This window comes from Marinobacter sp. NFXS11, from assembly GCF_040148675.1.
GTDB lineage: Bacteria > Pseudomonadota > Gammaproteobacteria > Pseudomonadales > Oleiphilaceae > Marinobacter.
Genome location: NZ_JAGDDV010000001.1, coordinates 1 through 13,628, shown reverse-complemented (window position 1 = coordinate 13,628; position 13,628 = coordinate 1). Strand labels below are relative to the sequence as shown.

Here is a 13,628-nt window from a genome sequence, read left to right as displayed (position 1 = left end):
GGGTTCCGTTAATCGAAATTGAGGCCGGGTGCCAGAGACTCTGGCATCTCACTCTTGCCGGCCTCCAGAGAAGCCATGGGCCAGGCACAGTAGTCGGCAGCGTAGTAGGCGCTGGGGCGATGATTGCCACTGGCACCAACACCGCCAAAGGGCGCCGCGCTGCTGGCGCCAGTCAGCGGCCGGTTCCAGTTCACGATACCGGCGCGCACTTCTTCCACCAGCCGCTCGTAGAGCTTCCGGTCGTCCGTCAGGATGCCCGCTGACAGCCCATAGTGGGTATCGTTGGCCAGCGCCAGTGCATCATCAAAGCTCTTGTAGCGATACACCTTTAGCAAGGGGCCAAAGAACTCTTCATCGGTCACATCCAGACCTGTGGCATCCACGATACCCGGCGACAGCAGGCCGGTTCCCGACTTCAGGGACTTCATCTCCAGCAGGGATTTGCCGCCCTTTTCAAGCAGGCTGGCCTGGGCCGCCAGGAGTTTTTCGGCGGCCTCCGCGGAAATCAAGGAGCCCATAAACGGCTGCGGATCAGCATCGAACTCGCCTACCTTGATGCGGGCGGAGACTTCCACCAGCCGGTCGATGAACGCGTCGCCTTTCTTGCCCTTGGGTACCAGCAGGCGACGTGCACAGGTGCAACGCTGGCCGGCCGACAGGAAGGCCGACTGCAGGGCATGATGCACGGCACCATCCACATCAGCCACATCCTGAACGATCAGCGGATTGTTACCGCCCATCTCCAGGGCCAGGATTTTCTCGGGCTGACCGCCAAACTGCTTGTGCAACAGATGACCCACAGTGGAACTGCCGGTAAAGAACAGGCCGTCAATTAACGGGTGGCCGGCCAGGGATTTGCCCGTGGCCGAGGCGCCCTGAACGAGGTTGATCACTCCATCGGGAATGCCGGCCTTCTCCCAGAGCTTTACCGTCAGCTCGGCGACCCCCGGGGTCAGCTCACTCGGCTTGAACACCACCGTGTTCCCGGCCAGCAAAGCCGGGACTATGTGGCCATTCGGCAAATGCCCCGGAAAGTTGTAGGGGCCGAACACCGCCACCACCCCGTGGGGCCGGTGCCTGAGCACAGCGTGACCACCGGCAACATCGGATTCAGATGTCCCGGTACGGTCGTTGTAGGCTTTCACGGAAATACCGATCTTGCCGATCATCGCCGCCACTTCCGTGCGGGATTCCCACAGCGGCTTGCCCGTCTCCAGGCCAATCTGGTGTGCCAGCTCTTCCTTGTGAGCCTCAAGCAGCTCACCAAAGGCTTCAACAACGGCCTGGCGTTCGGCAAAGCTCTTGCGCTGCCACTTCACAAAGGCATTGCGGGCCTCACGAACGGCCGCATCCACATCCTCCAGGTTGGCGCTTTCGCCATCCCAGAGTGTTTCACCGGTCACCGGCTGGACAGATTCGAATACCGGCCCGTGGCCCGGTAGCCAGAGCCCGTCGATAAACAGTTCACCCGTCAGCTTTGCCATTTCGATGCACCTCCCGGTACTGAGCTTCTATAACTATGTTTGGTCAGCAACCCCGAGTCTTTCAAGGGGGCCAGGCGAACCGGATCGCCAGATTCAATCTGCAAGGCTTCGGCTACTTCAGGTGGCAGGCTGACGGTATCCGGTCCGATGCAATCTATCGGCACGGTAGTCACCCGGAAATCCCGGAATGAGCGGTTCGAAACCATGACCCGCTCCTCAGATGGCACGTCCAGGTTGACCGGTTTGCGAGTGACCATGGCGTGTCGGTTCATGCCTTCCCGAACCGTCCGGACATTGTGAACGAAGGCTTCAACCACGGGCCCGCCATCAAAGATGTCTACCAGTCCGTTGAAGTTGAAGCCCTCGGACTGAAGCATCCGGAGTGCCGGAGCGGTGTTGTCATGGACCCGGCCGATCACGGCACGGGCGGAATCCGGCAACATGGACAGGTATATCGGATACTTGGGCATCAACTCGGCAATAAACGACTTGTTGCCCAGCCCCGAGAGCATGTCCGCCTCGCTGAACTCCATGTCGAAGAATTTGGTTCCCAGCGCGTCCCACAGAGGGCTCCGGCCGTTGGCATCCGACACACCCCGCATTTCCGCGAAGATTTTTTCCGAGAAGTGTTTGCGGAATTCATCCAGGTACATGAACCGGCAGCGGGAAAGCAGCAGGCCGCTGCCTCCGCCTTTATACTCATCGGAGAGCAGCAGGGAGCAGATTTCGCTGGTATCGGTCATGTCGTTTGACAGATGCAGCGTTGGAGTCCGCACGTGAACACCCAGCTCTTTCGAGGCATTGACGGTGACGCTCAGACGGTAATTGTAGAACACTTCATCCAGACCAACGCGAGCCTGGATACCGCTGATACCGACCGTTTTCTTGCGTTCGGTATCCTCCAGAGCAAAGAGATAGAGCCCTGCTTCCGGCGCAATGCGCTGGTTAAAAGTCTCCCGGGCGTGGTTGATCTTCTTCTGCAGCAGCTCCCGGTCCGCCGGCAGGGTGGTCAGCCCTTTCCCGGCGCTTTGGGCCATGGCATACAGGTCGTCCAGATCGCTTTCCTGCAACGGGCGGATTACCAGCATGGTGTCGCCTCCGTGATCCCGGCGGGTTGATACTTGACTGCGTCATCGGTTCCCGAATAGGTCATAACGGCGCGATCCTTACCCGGTCACCCGCGGTCCGGTTCAGCGTATTCCAGGTCAAGACCGGCACCTTGAGTTTGTCGTCCAGTGTTTCGGCGACCGGTGTCAGGGTGCAGCGAAACTGTTCACCCTCGCCAGCGGCAATGAGACAGGTTTCGCCGGTGTCTTCGTTGGTCCCATGAAGTTCCTTCGGGTGACTGGTCACGAGGGTTTTCAGGCTGTCGGTACGAGCTTCAAGAACCGGACCGGCATCAAAAATGTCCAGATAGCTTCCCGGCTGGAACCCTTCCCGCTGGAGCAGTTCAAAGTTAGGCACGGTAATCTGGTGCGGCTGCCCCATCGCCTTCTGGGCCGCTTCACTCAGTAGCGTCACATAAATGGGATTGGGCGGCATGAGCTCTGCAATGAAGGTTTTGCTGAGCTGTCCGGAGTACTGGTCCGCCGTTTCAAAATCCATATCAAAGAAATGCCGGCCAAGGCTGTCCCAGAAGGGCACGCTCCCGTCTTCGAGCTGAACGCCTTGAATTTCCACGGCCATACGCTGGGTAAACCATTCACGGTGATCAGCAATAAACAGAATCCGGGCCCGCGACAGCAACTCGAATGCATCCGTGCCCTGCAGCTCCGGGCGGATCGAGAAAGAGCACAGCAGCGATACATCGGTCAGCGAGTGGGAGGGGTACAACACCTCCACACGGCGGGACACGCCCAGTTCATGGGAGGCATGGATCAGGGCATCCCGCCGGTAACTGTAAAAAGGCTGGCCATTGCCGGCATGGGCATCGATACCGGCCGTGCCGGCGATGTCTCCGGTTTCGGTGTCCTCAAGCACGAACAGGAACCTGGGAGGGTCATCCTCTGCGCTGATCCGGCCGGCAAACGACGCCAGGGACTGCTCGATCTTGTAGGCCAGGGCGTCGCCCTGTTTGGGCAGGGTGGAAGAAAGACGGGCACACTGGGTGCCCGCGATGGCGAGAATCTGGTCCAGATCATCCGGCTCAGCCGGACGTACCAGCCACATAAGATCTCCTTAGGCCGTCAGTTTTTTCACTGCCGCTTCGAAACGCTCGAGGGCTAATTCGATGTCCGGTTCGGGAATAATCAGGGATGGCGCCAGACGAATCACGTTTGCGCCGGCCACCAGAACCATCACGCCCTCATCCAGCCCGGCGTTCAGGAAGTCCTTGGCCTTGCCCTGCCATTTCTCGGTGAGCACGCAACCGAGCAGCAGGCCGGCACCGCGCACTTCGGTGAATACGCCGTAGCGTTCGCCAATATCCATCATGCCCTTGCGTAGCTTGTCCGAACGGGCTTTCACGCCCTTGAGAATCTCTGGCTGACTGACGGTATCCACTACCCTTTGCGCCACCGCACAGGCCAGTGCGTTACCGCCGTAGGTACTGCCGTGAGTACCCACCCCCAGGCTGGCTGCAACCTTGGCCGTGGTCAGCATGGCTGCGACCGGAAAACCACCGCCAAGCCCCTTGGCACTGGAGAGAATGTCCGGCACCACGCCGTACATCTGATAGGCGTAGAAGTGGCCGCTTCGGCCGACGCCGGACTGAACCTCATCAAACACCAGCAACGCGTCATTTTCGTCGCAAAGATCTCGCAGCCCCTGGAGGAACGCCTGATCCCCGGGCATAACACCGCCCTCACCCTGAATCGGCTCGACCACAATGGCGCAGGTTTTTTCTTTGGAGATCAGCTTCTTCACCGACTCCAGATCGTTGAACTCGGCATGGTGAATGCCGCCCGGTGCCGGCTCGAAACCTTCCAGGTACTTGGGTTGGCCGCCGACGCTCACGGTAAACAAAGTGCGACCGTGGAAAGAGTTTTTGAAGGAAATAATCTCGTTCTTCTCTTTACCGTGATGCTCCCACGCGTACCGACGGGCCAGCTTGAACGCCGCTTCGTTGGCCTCGGCTCCGGAGTTGGCGAAGAACACCCGTTCGGCAAAGGTGAGGTCGCACAGGGTTTTCGCCAGACGCAGGGCAGGTTCGTTGGTCATCACGTTGGACAGGTGCCAGATTTTCTCAGCCTGATCGTGCAACGCGCCCACCAGCCCCGGATGGGAATGGCCCAGGCAGGTCACTGCGATGCCGCCCTGGAGATCGATAAACTCGCGGCCTTCCTGATCCCAGATCCGGGAGCCCTCTCCTCGCACCGGAATGATGGAACCGGGAGCGTAGTTGGGCACCATGACTTCATCGAACAGTTCGCGGCTGACGGGTTCTTTATTCATAAATCTCTCTCGGGAAAGCGGCTAAGCAATTAAAAATAGTAGAGTGGCCACACCAAACAAGTAAGTAGGTGTGCGGACTCTTGCACCATAATACGCCACTCACGGCATAAGAACATCCGGTTCCCCGATGGCAGGCAACTCGATCACCCGCTGCTGTTCGTGCCCGCCCTTTTTTCTGTCCATGAGGGCGCCGATCAAAAGTTTGTAGGAATCCAGGTCAAAGGTGACTGCCTGGCCACGGAGTGAGAGATCCGCCAGCTCCTCCTCTTCATGCAGGGTGGCTACATGCATCCAGTTATAGACCACCAGGATGTCCGTACGCCCGGACCGCTCATCCCGTTCAACGATCCCGACCGGCCCTTTCCAGGGCCAGGTTTTCAGTCGCAGGCCGTGAAAGGCAATCTGCACCCTGAGGTTGTAGCGCTCGACATTCTCGAGTTCCTCGCAGGCGCCCTTGCATCGCCCCAGCGAACGCTGGAAACAAGGGCCCTCGTGCTCGGGCTCCAGGCCCAGCAGCCGGTTGCACAATTCATTCTTGGCCGCGATGCCGCTCAATGCCCGCTCGGCATCCCGCTTGCTTCGGAACAACCCGAAATAATCCCCCAACCGGTGGGGCTCGATTTCACGAACCAGGCGCGCCTGGAGATACCCCGCCTCGTTTTTCGACAGCTCAATGCTCACCAGATTCTTGGCGGCCCTTGAGCGGCGATTGAACAGGGGCTTGAGGGTTTTGATCTGTTTGAGCTCCAGTAGCAGCGCTCCAAGCTCACCGGCCGTTTCAGTCCACTCAACTCGACGCAGGCTCTCGGACATGCGCACGCCCCGGGCAGAGTTGTGATCGCCGGAAAAGTGCGAAGCCACCCGCTGGGCAATGTTGGTGCTTTTGCCCACATACAAAAGCACATCGTTCTCGCCATAGAAGCGATACACCCCCGGCCCCCGGGGCAGATCCTGCAGGATATCCGTTGGCAGGTGAGAGGGAATGCTCGGGCGTTGGAGCAGTTCGCGCAGGGCACTCTCGAACTTACCATCCCCCTTCTCGGCACGGGCATGCTCGAAGAAGGACAGCATCGCGGATACATCCCCCATTGCCCGATGCCGCTGAACCTGGGCAAGGCCATGGCGGGCGATCAGCGCATCCATGTTGTGGCGCCGGAACTCCGGGTACAGCCGACGGGACAGCTTTACTGTGCACAGCACCTTCGCCGAAAACAGTCGCCCCAGCCTGCGGAACTCAGCCTTGATAAAGCCGTAATCAAAACGGGCATTGTGGGCGACAAAAACCTTGCCCTTAAGCTGCGCCTCCAACTCATCCGCCATCTCTTCAAACACTGGCGCATCCGCCACCATTTCGTTGGAAATGCCGGTAAAGTTTTCGATAAACGGCGAAATCCGCGTTTCCGGATTCAGCAAAGCCTGCCACTCACCCACCACCTCACCGGCCCGCCAGAACCGGATCCCGATCTCGGTTATCCGGTCCCGGGCTGAATTGCCGCCCGTAGTTTCAATATCAAGAAACGCGAACGTGGCTGACTCAAGAACTGTACTTTCGGACGTCATGGAACAACTTTACGCCTCGTTGGCAACTGCAGATGTCTGTATATGAACGAAAAGCAGTTATAGACATTCGTCTAATTTCTGCATGAATTTATTTGAATTGTCACGAATTCGTAACTACCTTGTTTTTGGGTCCAACAACAAAAATGTGTGGAGACAACAACGATGCAAAGCAACAAACTGAGATTGGCAATTCGTGCGACGGCAGCAACAGTAGTAATGGGGGTTGCCTCTCAAGCGAGCGCGCTTACGCTGAACGTAGGTGACGATACCGAAGCGAGCCTGTACGGCTACGCTCGTCTGAACATGAGTTACGACCTGGACGACAACCGGGCTGTATCTACTCGTGCAGGTTCTTTCTCTCCCGCGAACGAAGATATTACTGGTCACTTCGGCGCTGACGTACAGCAGAGCCGTATTGGCGTTAAAGTAAATCACGCTTCCGGCGTAATGGTTAATATCGAAGGTGATTTCCGTGGTTCAGGTTCTGGCCCAGGAAGCCTTCGCATGCGTCACGCCTACGGCACATATAACGGCGTATTGGCTGGTCGTACCTGGTCCAACTACCTGAGCTTCGTGGGCAACACCCCAACTCTGGACTTTGACAGTCTGGCCGGCACCGCAGGCAGCCAGGATCGGGCAGAGCAGGTTCGCTACACTACCGGTCCCATGTCTTTTTCTCTTGAGGATCCTAGCTCACAATCAATTCTGGGCGGTACAGGTCGCACCTCTGCTCCGGCACTCACTGCTCGACTTCAGGACTCTGCTGACGCGCTTTCTTACTCTGCGGCTGTTTTGGCAAGCCAGGTCACCTCAGACGACGGAACCAATGATGACAGCGCAATGGGCTTCGCAGTTTTTGGTGCAGCCAAGCTCAAGTTGAGCGATATGTTCAGCGTTCAGGGCGCTCTCAACTACACTGACGGCGCAACTGGCTACCTGTGGCGCTCTGGCAGCAACTATTATGGCCCAAGCGCTTACATGGACGGTAACAGCATTGAAACTATCGAAGGTTACGGCGGTTCCGTAGGTGTCAGCATGGCACTCGGCGGCGGTCGTAGCATCAACGTTGGCTATGGCATGACCACGCTGGATCTAGACGATGCGATCGCAGCTGGTGCAACCACCAATGCTGATCCTGAAACCAACCAGAACATCCTGGTTAACTATATGTGGACACCTGTTCAGAACGTCATGATGGGCGTCGAATACGGCTACTTTGACCAGGAAACGGTTGCAGGCGACTCCAGCGACGCAAATCGGGTTATGTTCGCAGCGCAGTACAACTTCTAATCCTTCCGTTAGAAGTTAGTTAACTCAGCAAAAACCCCGGCTTCGCCGGGGTTTTTGTTTGCTTCCTGATGTCTTTGCGAAGGACTGGGCGCATATTGGAAGGAGGAACTAACTAGCAGCTTCTTGAGACAAGGTCTCCGCCACGGAAGCCTTGAGCACTTCCCACCCCGATTCAATATGCTTACGCATTGCAAAGACGGCTGCAGAAGCGTCCCTCGCGCAAATTGCCTGGAGGATCTCTTCGTGCTCTTCAATGGCTCTGTCGCTTCTTCCGCTCGACATGTTGATCAGGTCAAACGGATAGCGCGCCCAGAGAATCTGAACAAAGTGCAGCGTGTGAGGCATTGCGGCAATATCGTACATCTTTCGGTGAAAGCGATAATTCACCCCTCGCGCCACTGCTCGATCGCCACTCGCAAATGCTTGCTCGAACTCTATCTCCAGGGCTCTCAAATCTTCAATATCTTTGGATGTTGCCTTGTCTACAGCCGCCTGAACCAGTTTCGCCTCCAGAAGGAGCCTCAGCTGAAGAACCTCTTCCGAAGCTGCTGCATCAAAAGGCACGATTGAGGCGCCTTTGTACGAATCTCTCTTGATATATCCTTCTGCCTCAAGAAGTTTCAGCGCTTCCCGAACCGGGGTTATGCTTAGATTCAACTTTTCTGCAATCTCGGCCTGCTTTAGCCTCGACCCCCTGGGATAAACACCTGAAATAATCCCCTCGCGCAAATAATCTGCGACTCTTTCCTCTTTGGTTCTGTAATCCATCATAGGGCGTCACGAATTCTGAGTTTGAGAATGGGTTCGCCAACAATTGCAGTGGCGCGCAGATTCTGGCGAAGTCAACCGTGAGACTCTATACTCAACTCCCCTTACAAACAACACCAAAGGTTTCGGGGCATTCCCTAAGTATAGCCTCAGATTAACGGAAGCCAGGCGCATTCATTAGCGTATTTCAGAAAGAGCTATCTGGCCGGGTAATCCCTGCGTTTCTCGCCACTGTATAGCTGCCTTGGACGTCCAATTTTCAATCCTCCGGCAACCATCTCGTTCCAATGCGCGATCCAGCCGATTGTTCTTGAAACAGCAAAGATGACTGTGAACATATTCGTCGGAATACCCATAGCCCTCAGAATAATGCCAGAGTAGAAATCAACATTTGGGTACAGTTTTCTCTGCACAAAATACTCATCTTCCAGCGCTATCTGCTCAAGCCTTTTTGCTATTCGAAGTTTCGGGTCGTCGGCTTTCCCGAGCTCTGCCAAAACCTCGTCACAGGTCTCTTTCATGACCCGCGCTCGCGGATCAAAACTGTTGTAGACACGATGCCCAAAGCCCATTAGCCTGAAAGGATCATTTCTATCCTTGGCACGATCAATAAATCGCTGGATGTTTTCTTCGGAATCATCACCGATCTCATCCAGCATATTCAGGACGGCTTCATTAGCTCCCCCGTGAGCCGGTCCCCATAGTGCGGCAATTCCAGCACTGATGCAGGCAAAAGGATTTGCTCCGGTTGATCCTGCCAACCGAACAGTCGAGGTCGACGCATTCTGCTCATGATCAGCATGCAACATGAGTATTCGCTCGAGAGCCTTTGAATATACGGGGTTCACCTCGTATGACTCGCAAGGCGTACTGAACATCATGTAGAGAAAATTCTCTGCATATTTCAGGTCATTCCTCGGCGGCCTGAAGGGTTGACCCAATGCATATTTGTAGGACATTGCTGCAATGGTTGGCATCTTGGCGACCAGACGGACTGCGCTGATTAGCCTGTCCTCAGGATCAGAGTTATCCGTATGATCATGATAAAAAGCGGACAACCCACCAACGACGCCACAAAGAATGGCCATTGGATGTGCATCACGCCGGAACCCCTGAAAGAAATTGGCAATCTGGGCGTGAACCAGTGTGTGATTCCTTACTCGAGCGTCAAATTCCGTGTACTGGGAAGAATTCGGCAACTCACCAAACAAAAGCAAGTAACACAGTTCAACATACGAAGAGTGGCGAGCAAGCTGCTCAATGGGGTAGCCACGGTGCATCAGAATCCCCCGATCTCCATCTATAAAAGTGATGGAAGACTCACACGCAGCGGTGGAGACAAATCCTGGATCGTAGGTAAAGATGCCTTCAGCCGTCAGAGGACGAACATCTATAACGTCCTGACCGATGGATGGGGAGTAAATCGGCAGCTCAATGGAGACTTCCGAGTCATCAATTACCAATCTTGCTGTTCTGGTCACGAGCAGACGCCCTCTCTGATACCCGAAGTGCTCTCCAGGTGTTAATCGTTAAAACTGATCGCAAAATGGAGCGGGCAGAGGAGGATACGGCCGTTTTCCGGTCGCCCCCCTGCAGCAATTTATTTTCGAGGGGCCCAAACATGGTCCTTGTCAGCATGAACTGACACCGCGCTCTCCTCGAGCAGATTGGCACACGCGCCGTCGTCGAATCCCAGCTGTTCAAGTATCTCAAGGGTATGCTGCCCCAAATGCGGGGGCGCCAGTCCAGGCTCAATTGCCCCGTCACCAGGAAACTCAGGCACGTCGAACTTAAGCCCGCCGAACTCGAGTGTTCGAAGTTTTCCCGGATGCCGCGCTTGCGGAGCTTCCAATACCCTTTCGAGAGGTAAAACCTCGGTAAATCCAATCCCTGCACTTTCCAGTTTTTCGGTAGCCGCCTCATAAGACAGGCTACCAATGGCTCTTCTGACCGCTGCCTCTACACGCTCGCGTTGTTTTTTCCGTTCTCTCAGACCAGCCAGCTGAGCGTCATCCGCTTCTGGCATCTGCAGCCCCTGAGAGAGCTTGCGCCAATGGGCATCGGTCAGTATGAGAAGATAAATCCATCGACCATCCTGGGTCTGGTAGGCGCCATAGCCGGGCATCGCAAACTCCCCCCCTGCTTCCTTCTCGGGGCGACCCAACAACTGGGTTTTAAGCTGCACACCGGCCAGATCGCGACTCGCAATGTGGAGTCCGGTTTCATATAGGCCTATTTCGATATATTTTTCTTCCGGCGTCGGTGCCGGGTTCATGAGTGTGGCGAGCACACGAATGACCGCATAGGCGCCTGCAAACTGATCATGATAGGAGGGACCGAGGCGACTGGGGCGACCATCGATACGATGGTCGTCCATAACGCCGGTTGCTGCTTCGGCAACGGGATTGGTTGCCAGGCCGTCATGCATTGGCCCGGCGGAATAACCGCGGACGTGGCAATATATGAGGTCAGGGTTATCCTTCGCCAGATCTTCAGCAGTTATTCCGAGCTTTTTAGTCGCAGCGGGCGAGAGGTTATGGATCACCACATCCGCGGTTTCCGCAAGTTTATGGAAGACAAGGCGGCCATCAGCGGTAGTTAAGTCAATGGCCAGACTCTTTTTACCATGATTGTAGGCGATAAACGTGCCACTCGGTCCACCTCGTACCAGCGCTCGGGTGGTATCCCCTGTCAGCGGCTCGACCTTGATCACTTCGGCACCCAACTGGGAAAGAATATGGGTTGCAAATGGGGCTGCGATCATCGTCCCCATTTCGATAACCCTGCGACCAGCAAGCGGTTTATGACTCATAATTTTCAGCCTCACTGCAAATTGATGCGTTTGTTGTTTTCGTAGTCGGGTAGCACGAGGTGCACCCTCAGAAAATAATCTCGCGGTCTTCCAATTCTACTCGTTGAGTTGAGCTCAACCCGAGCAATTCCCCAAAAACATAATCTTCATCCTGCCCCAGGTCCGGGGTGCCTCTGCGAATTCCCACTCCCCCAGCTTTGCTGAAACGGGCTGGCATGCCGATGGCAAATCGCTTTTCGGTGAGGGGATCATCAACGGCCGTCAGCGCACCGCGTTGTCGCAAGTGCGGATCATCGGCAATCTCCTGCATATTCCACGAAGCGTGAGCACATACGCCGGCGTTTTGAAGGCGCTTCGCTGTCGATTCAGCACCTTTCCCCCTGAGCCAGCCAGTGACCAGTTCGTTGACCAGTTTCCGGTTTTTCAGTCGCGCCTCGGGCCGGGCAAAGCGCGGATCGTCGGCCGCTGACGGCGTGCCGATCACGCCCACCAGGGCTCGCCATTCCCGGTCGTTCCGAACCGCAATGGTGAGCCAGCGATCGTTGGTGGAGGTGGGGTAGACGCCGTGAGGCGACATCATCAGATCATCGTTGCCGGGGCGTACCGGTTCCTGCCCCAGGCTGGCCATCAACAGGGCATCGCCTATCATCGCGGAGGCAACGTCACGGGCGGCCAGGTCGATGTACTGGCCTTCCCCGCTCCGGCGCTTTTGATGCAGTGCGGCCAGCAGGGCGACCACTGCGTGATAACCGGCGGAATGATCCATCACGTGGCGCATTTCCATGGGCGGGCCGTCGTGATAGCCGCTCATCCAGCCAAGGCCACCCCAGGCCCCAAAGAGCGGGGCGTACCCGGCGAAGTGGGAGTCCGGGCCACACTGCCCGGAAGAGGACAGCGACAGCATCACCAGATCGGACTTCACCTCTTTCAGTGCTTTATAGTCCAGTCCCAGGCGTTTCATGACACCCGGGCGGAAACTCTCAGCGGCGATATCCGAGAGGGACACGATCTGTTTGGCGATTTCCACCGCTTCAGGCTTTTTGAGATTCAGGCGCACCGACAGTTTGTTAGCCGACACCTGATCAAAGGTGGCAGCGGTCATCCGGCCGTAGACGGCATGGGGCTTGCGGAAGGCGTCCGGCCGGGACTGGCTTTCAATCTTGATGCATTCGGCACCCAGCTGGGACAGCACGTGAGTGGAAAAAGGGCCAGCGGCATGGATGGTGAAATCCGCTACTCGCACGCCGGCCAAAGGGAGCAGAGCCTCGCTCATGACAGGCCCTCCTGCACAGCAACTTTTCCGGCACCCTCTTTGATCGACGCGACGCGTCCACTGTGCTCCCCAACAGAAGGCACCCTATGAATTTTTAGCGGCGTTCTCTGGAATCGATACGGGGCTACCAGAATCTGCGCCTGCTCCCCGTTTTCCAGTGTGGAGGTGGCGAACAAACCGCGAATGAACTCGTGGTCACCCCGAACTACTTCTTGAGGCGCGCGATACTTTGCTGCCGGAACTCCGAGTTTTTGAGCATTGGCTACTACTGTTTCAACATTTCGAACAGCCACCCAGGCTCTGATTCGGTCGTTGATAAAAGAACCACGCCGACTCCTCTCCAGTGGGTCCTCCAGCGCCCTGTCCTGCGCCCACTCGGGATTACCCAGCAACTGAACCAGTCCTTGCCACTGGCGATCTTCCAGGGTAAGCAGCTCAATATAGCCGTCTCGTGCCTCGAACACGCCGCCATACCGGAAGCTCCGGGTCGCCCGATGCTCCAGGGAACCGTCACCCAGGCGCTGCATGGCAAAGGCGCCACACAGCAGCATGGCATCCTGAACCGAGACATCGACATACTGGCCACCGGTATCAGATACGGCCCACCAGGCGGACAGCGCCGACAAGGCAGCGGCACAACCGCCCTGATACTGGGCAAAATGGCCGTACACCTTGAGAGGCGGGCGAGATGGATAAAGCTCCTGGGTTCGCCCGTTGGGTAGCAAAAACCCCTCACCACTGGCATGAATCAGATTGATTTCTTCGGCATTCCAGTCCGCTTTGGGACCGCTACTCCCAAAAGGCAAAACACTTACGTGCACAAGGGAAGGAAAACGCTCAGCCAGCACAGTCTCTTCCAGACCATACACCCTTCGGTCGATCCTGGGCGTATCCTCGATCAGTATATGGGCGTGCTCCAGCTCCCGGGCCAGCACCTTCTGACCGGCCTCGGTTTCCAGATCACACACCAGGCTTCGCTTGCCCGCCGCCAGATAACTGAACAAGGCACTCGTGCCGTCCTCCAGCAGTGGCGCGGCCTTTCGAAGGA

The 13,628-nt window shown here is 56.6% G+C and carries 11 protein-coding genes; 1 reads left to right on the top strand and 10 read right to left on the bottom strand.

Features of this window, described 5'->3' with window-relative positions; translation table 11 throughout:
- Positions 1–8: 8 nt before the first annotated feature.
- The 5 genes from astD to J3362_RS00035 form a co-directional block, all read right to left on the bottom strand.
- A complete protein-coding gene (gene astD, locus J3362_RS00055; protein WP_349517550.1) occupies positions 9–1,484 on the bottom strand; it encodes a succinylglutamate-semialdehyde dehydrogenase in 1,476 nt (491 codons plus the stop codon).
- Positions 1,472–2,572, bottom strand: coding sequence for an arginine N-succinyltransferase (gene astA / locus J3362_RS00050; RefSeq protein ID WP_349517549.1), 1,101 nt, complete (start codon positions 2,570–2,572; stop codon positions 1,472–1,474). The genes astD and astA overlap by 13 nt, the downstream gene beginning before the upstream one ends.
- A gap of 61 nt (positions 2,573–2,633) precedes the next feature.
- Positions 2,634–3,653: an arginine N-succinyltransferase gene (locus J3362_RS00045; RefSeq protein WP_349517548.1), complete on the bottom strand. Its 1,020-nt coding sequence runs from the start codon at positions 3,651–3,653 to the stop codon at positions 2,634–2,636.
- 9 nt (positions 3,654–3,662) lie between these two features.
- Entirely contained in the window at positions 3,663–4,877 is a 1,215-nt protein-coding gene (locus tag J3362_RS00040; RefSeq protein ID WP_349517547.1) for an aspartate aminotransferase family protein, read from the bottom strand.
- 99 nt (positions 4,878–4,976) lie between these two features.
- Complete coding sequence (locus J3362_RS00035; protein WP_349517546.1) at positions 4,977–6,437, bottom strand: exonuclease domain-containing protein; 1,461 nt, start codon at positions 6,435–6,437, stop codon at positions 4,977–4,979.
- A 162-nt stretch (positions 6,438–6,599) separates the two neighbouring features.
- Between J3362_RS00035 and J3362_RS00030 the strand changes: the two genes are divergently transcribed.
- Positions 6,600–7,727: a DcaP family trimeric outer membrane transporter gene (locus J3362_RS00030; RefSeq protein WP_349517545.1), complete on the top strand. Its 1,128-nt coding sequence runs from the start codon at positions 6,600–6,602 to the stop codon at positions 7,725–7,727.
- Positions 7,728–7,835: 108 nt separating this feature from the next.
- Here the strand turns inward: J3362_RS00030 and J3362_RS00025 are convergent, their stop codons facing one another.
- The 5 genes from J3362_RS00025 to J3362_RS00005 form a co-directional block, all read right to left on the bottom strand.
- Complete coding sequence (locus J3362_RS00025) at positions 7,836–8,498, bottom strand: GntR family transcriptional regulator (RefSeq protein WP_349517544.1); 663 nt, start codon at positions 8,496–8,498, stop codon at positions 7,836–7,838.
- A gap of 194 nt (positions 8,499–8,692) precedes the next feature.
- A complete protein-coding gene (gene gltA / locus J3362_RS00020; RefSeq protein ID WP_349519225.1) occupies positions 8,693–9,982 on the bottom strand; it encodes a citrate synthase in 1,290 nt (429 codons plus the stop codon).
- 113 nt (positions 9,983–10,095) lie between these two features.
- Entirely contained in the window at positions 10,096–11,307 is a 1,212-nt protein-coding gene (locus tag J3362_RS00015; RefSeq protein ID WP_349517543.1) for a CaiB/BaiF CoA transferase family protein, read from the bottom strand.
- Positions 11,308–11,374: 67 nt separating this feature from the next.
- Positions 11,375–12,580 (bottom strand): CaiB/BaiF CoA transferase family protein, encoded by a 1,206-nt coding sequence (locus tag J3362_RS00010; RefSeq protein WP_349517542.1) that lies wholly within the window; start codon positions 12,578–12,580, stop codon positions 11,375–11,377.
- Positions 12,577–13,628: CoA transferase (locus J3362_RS00005; protein WP_349517541.1), on the bottom strand; the 1,052-nt coding region annotated here is incomplete at its 5' end. The genes J3362_RS00005 and J3362_RS00010, both read right to left, overlap by 4 nt.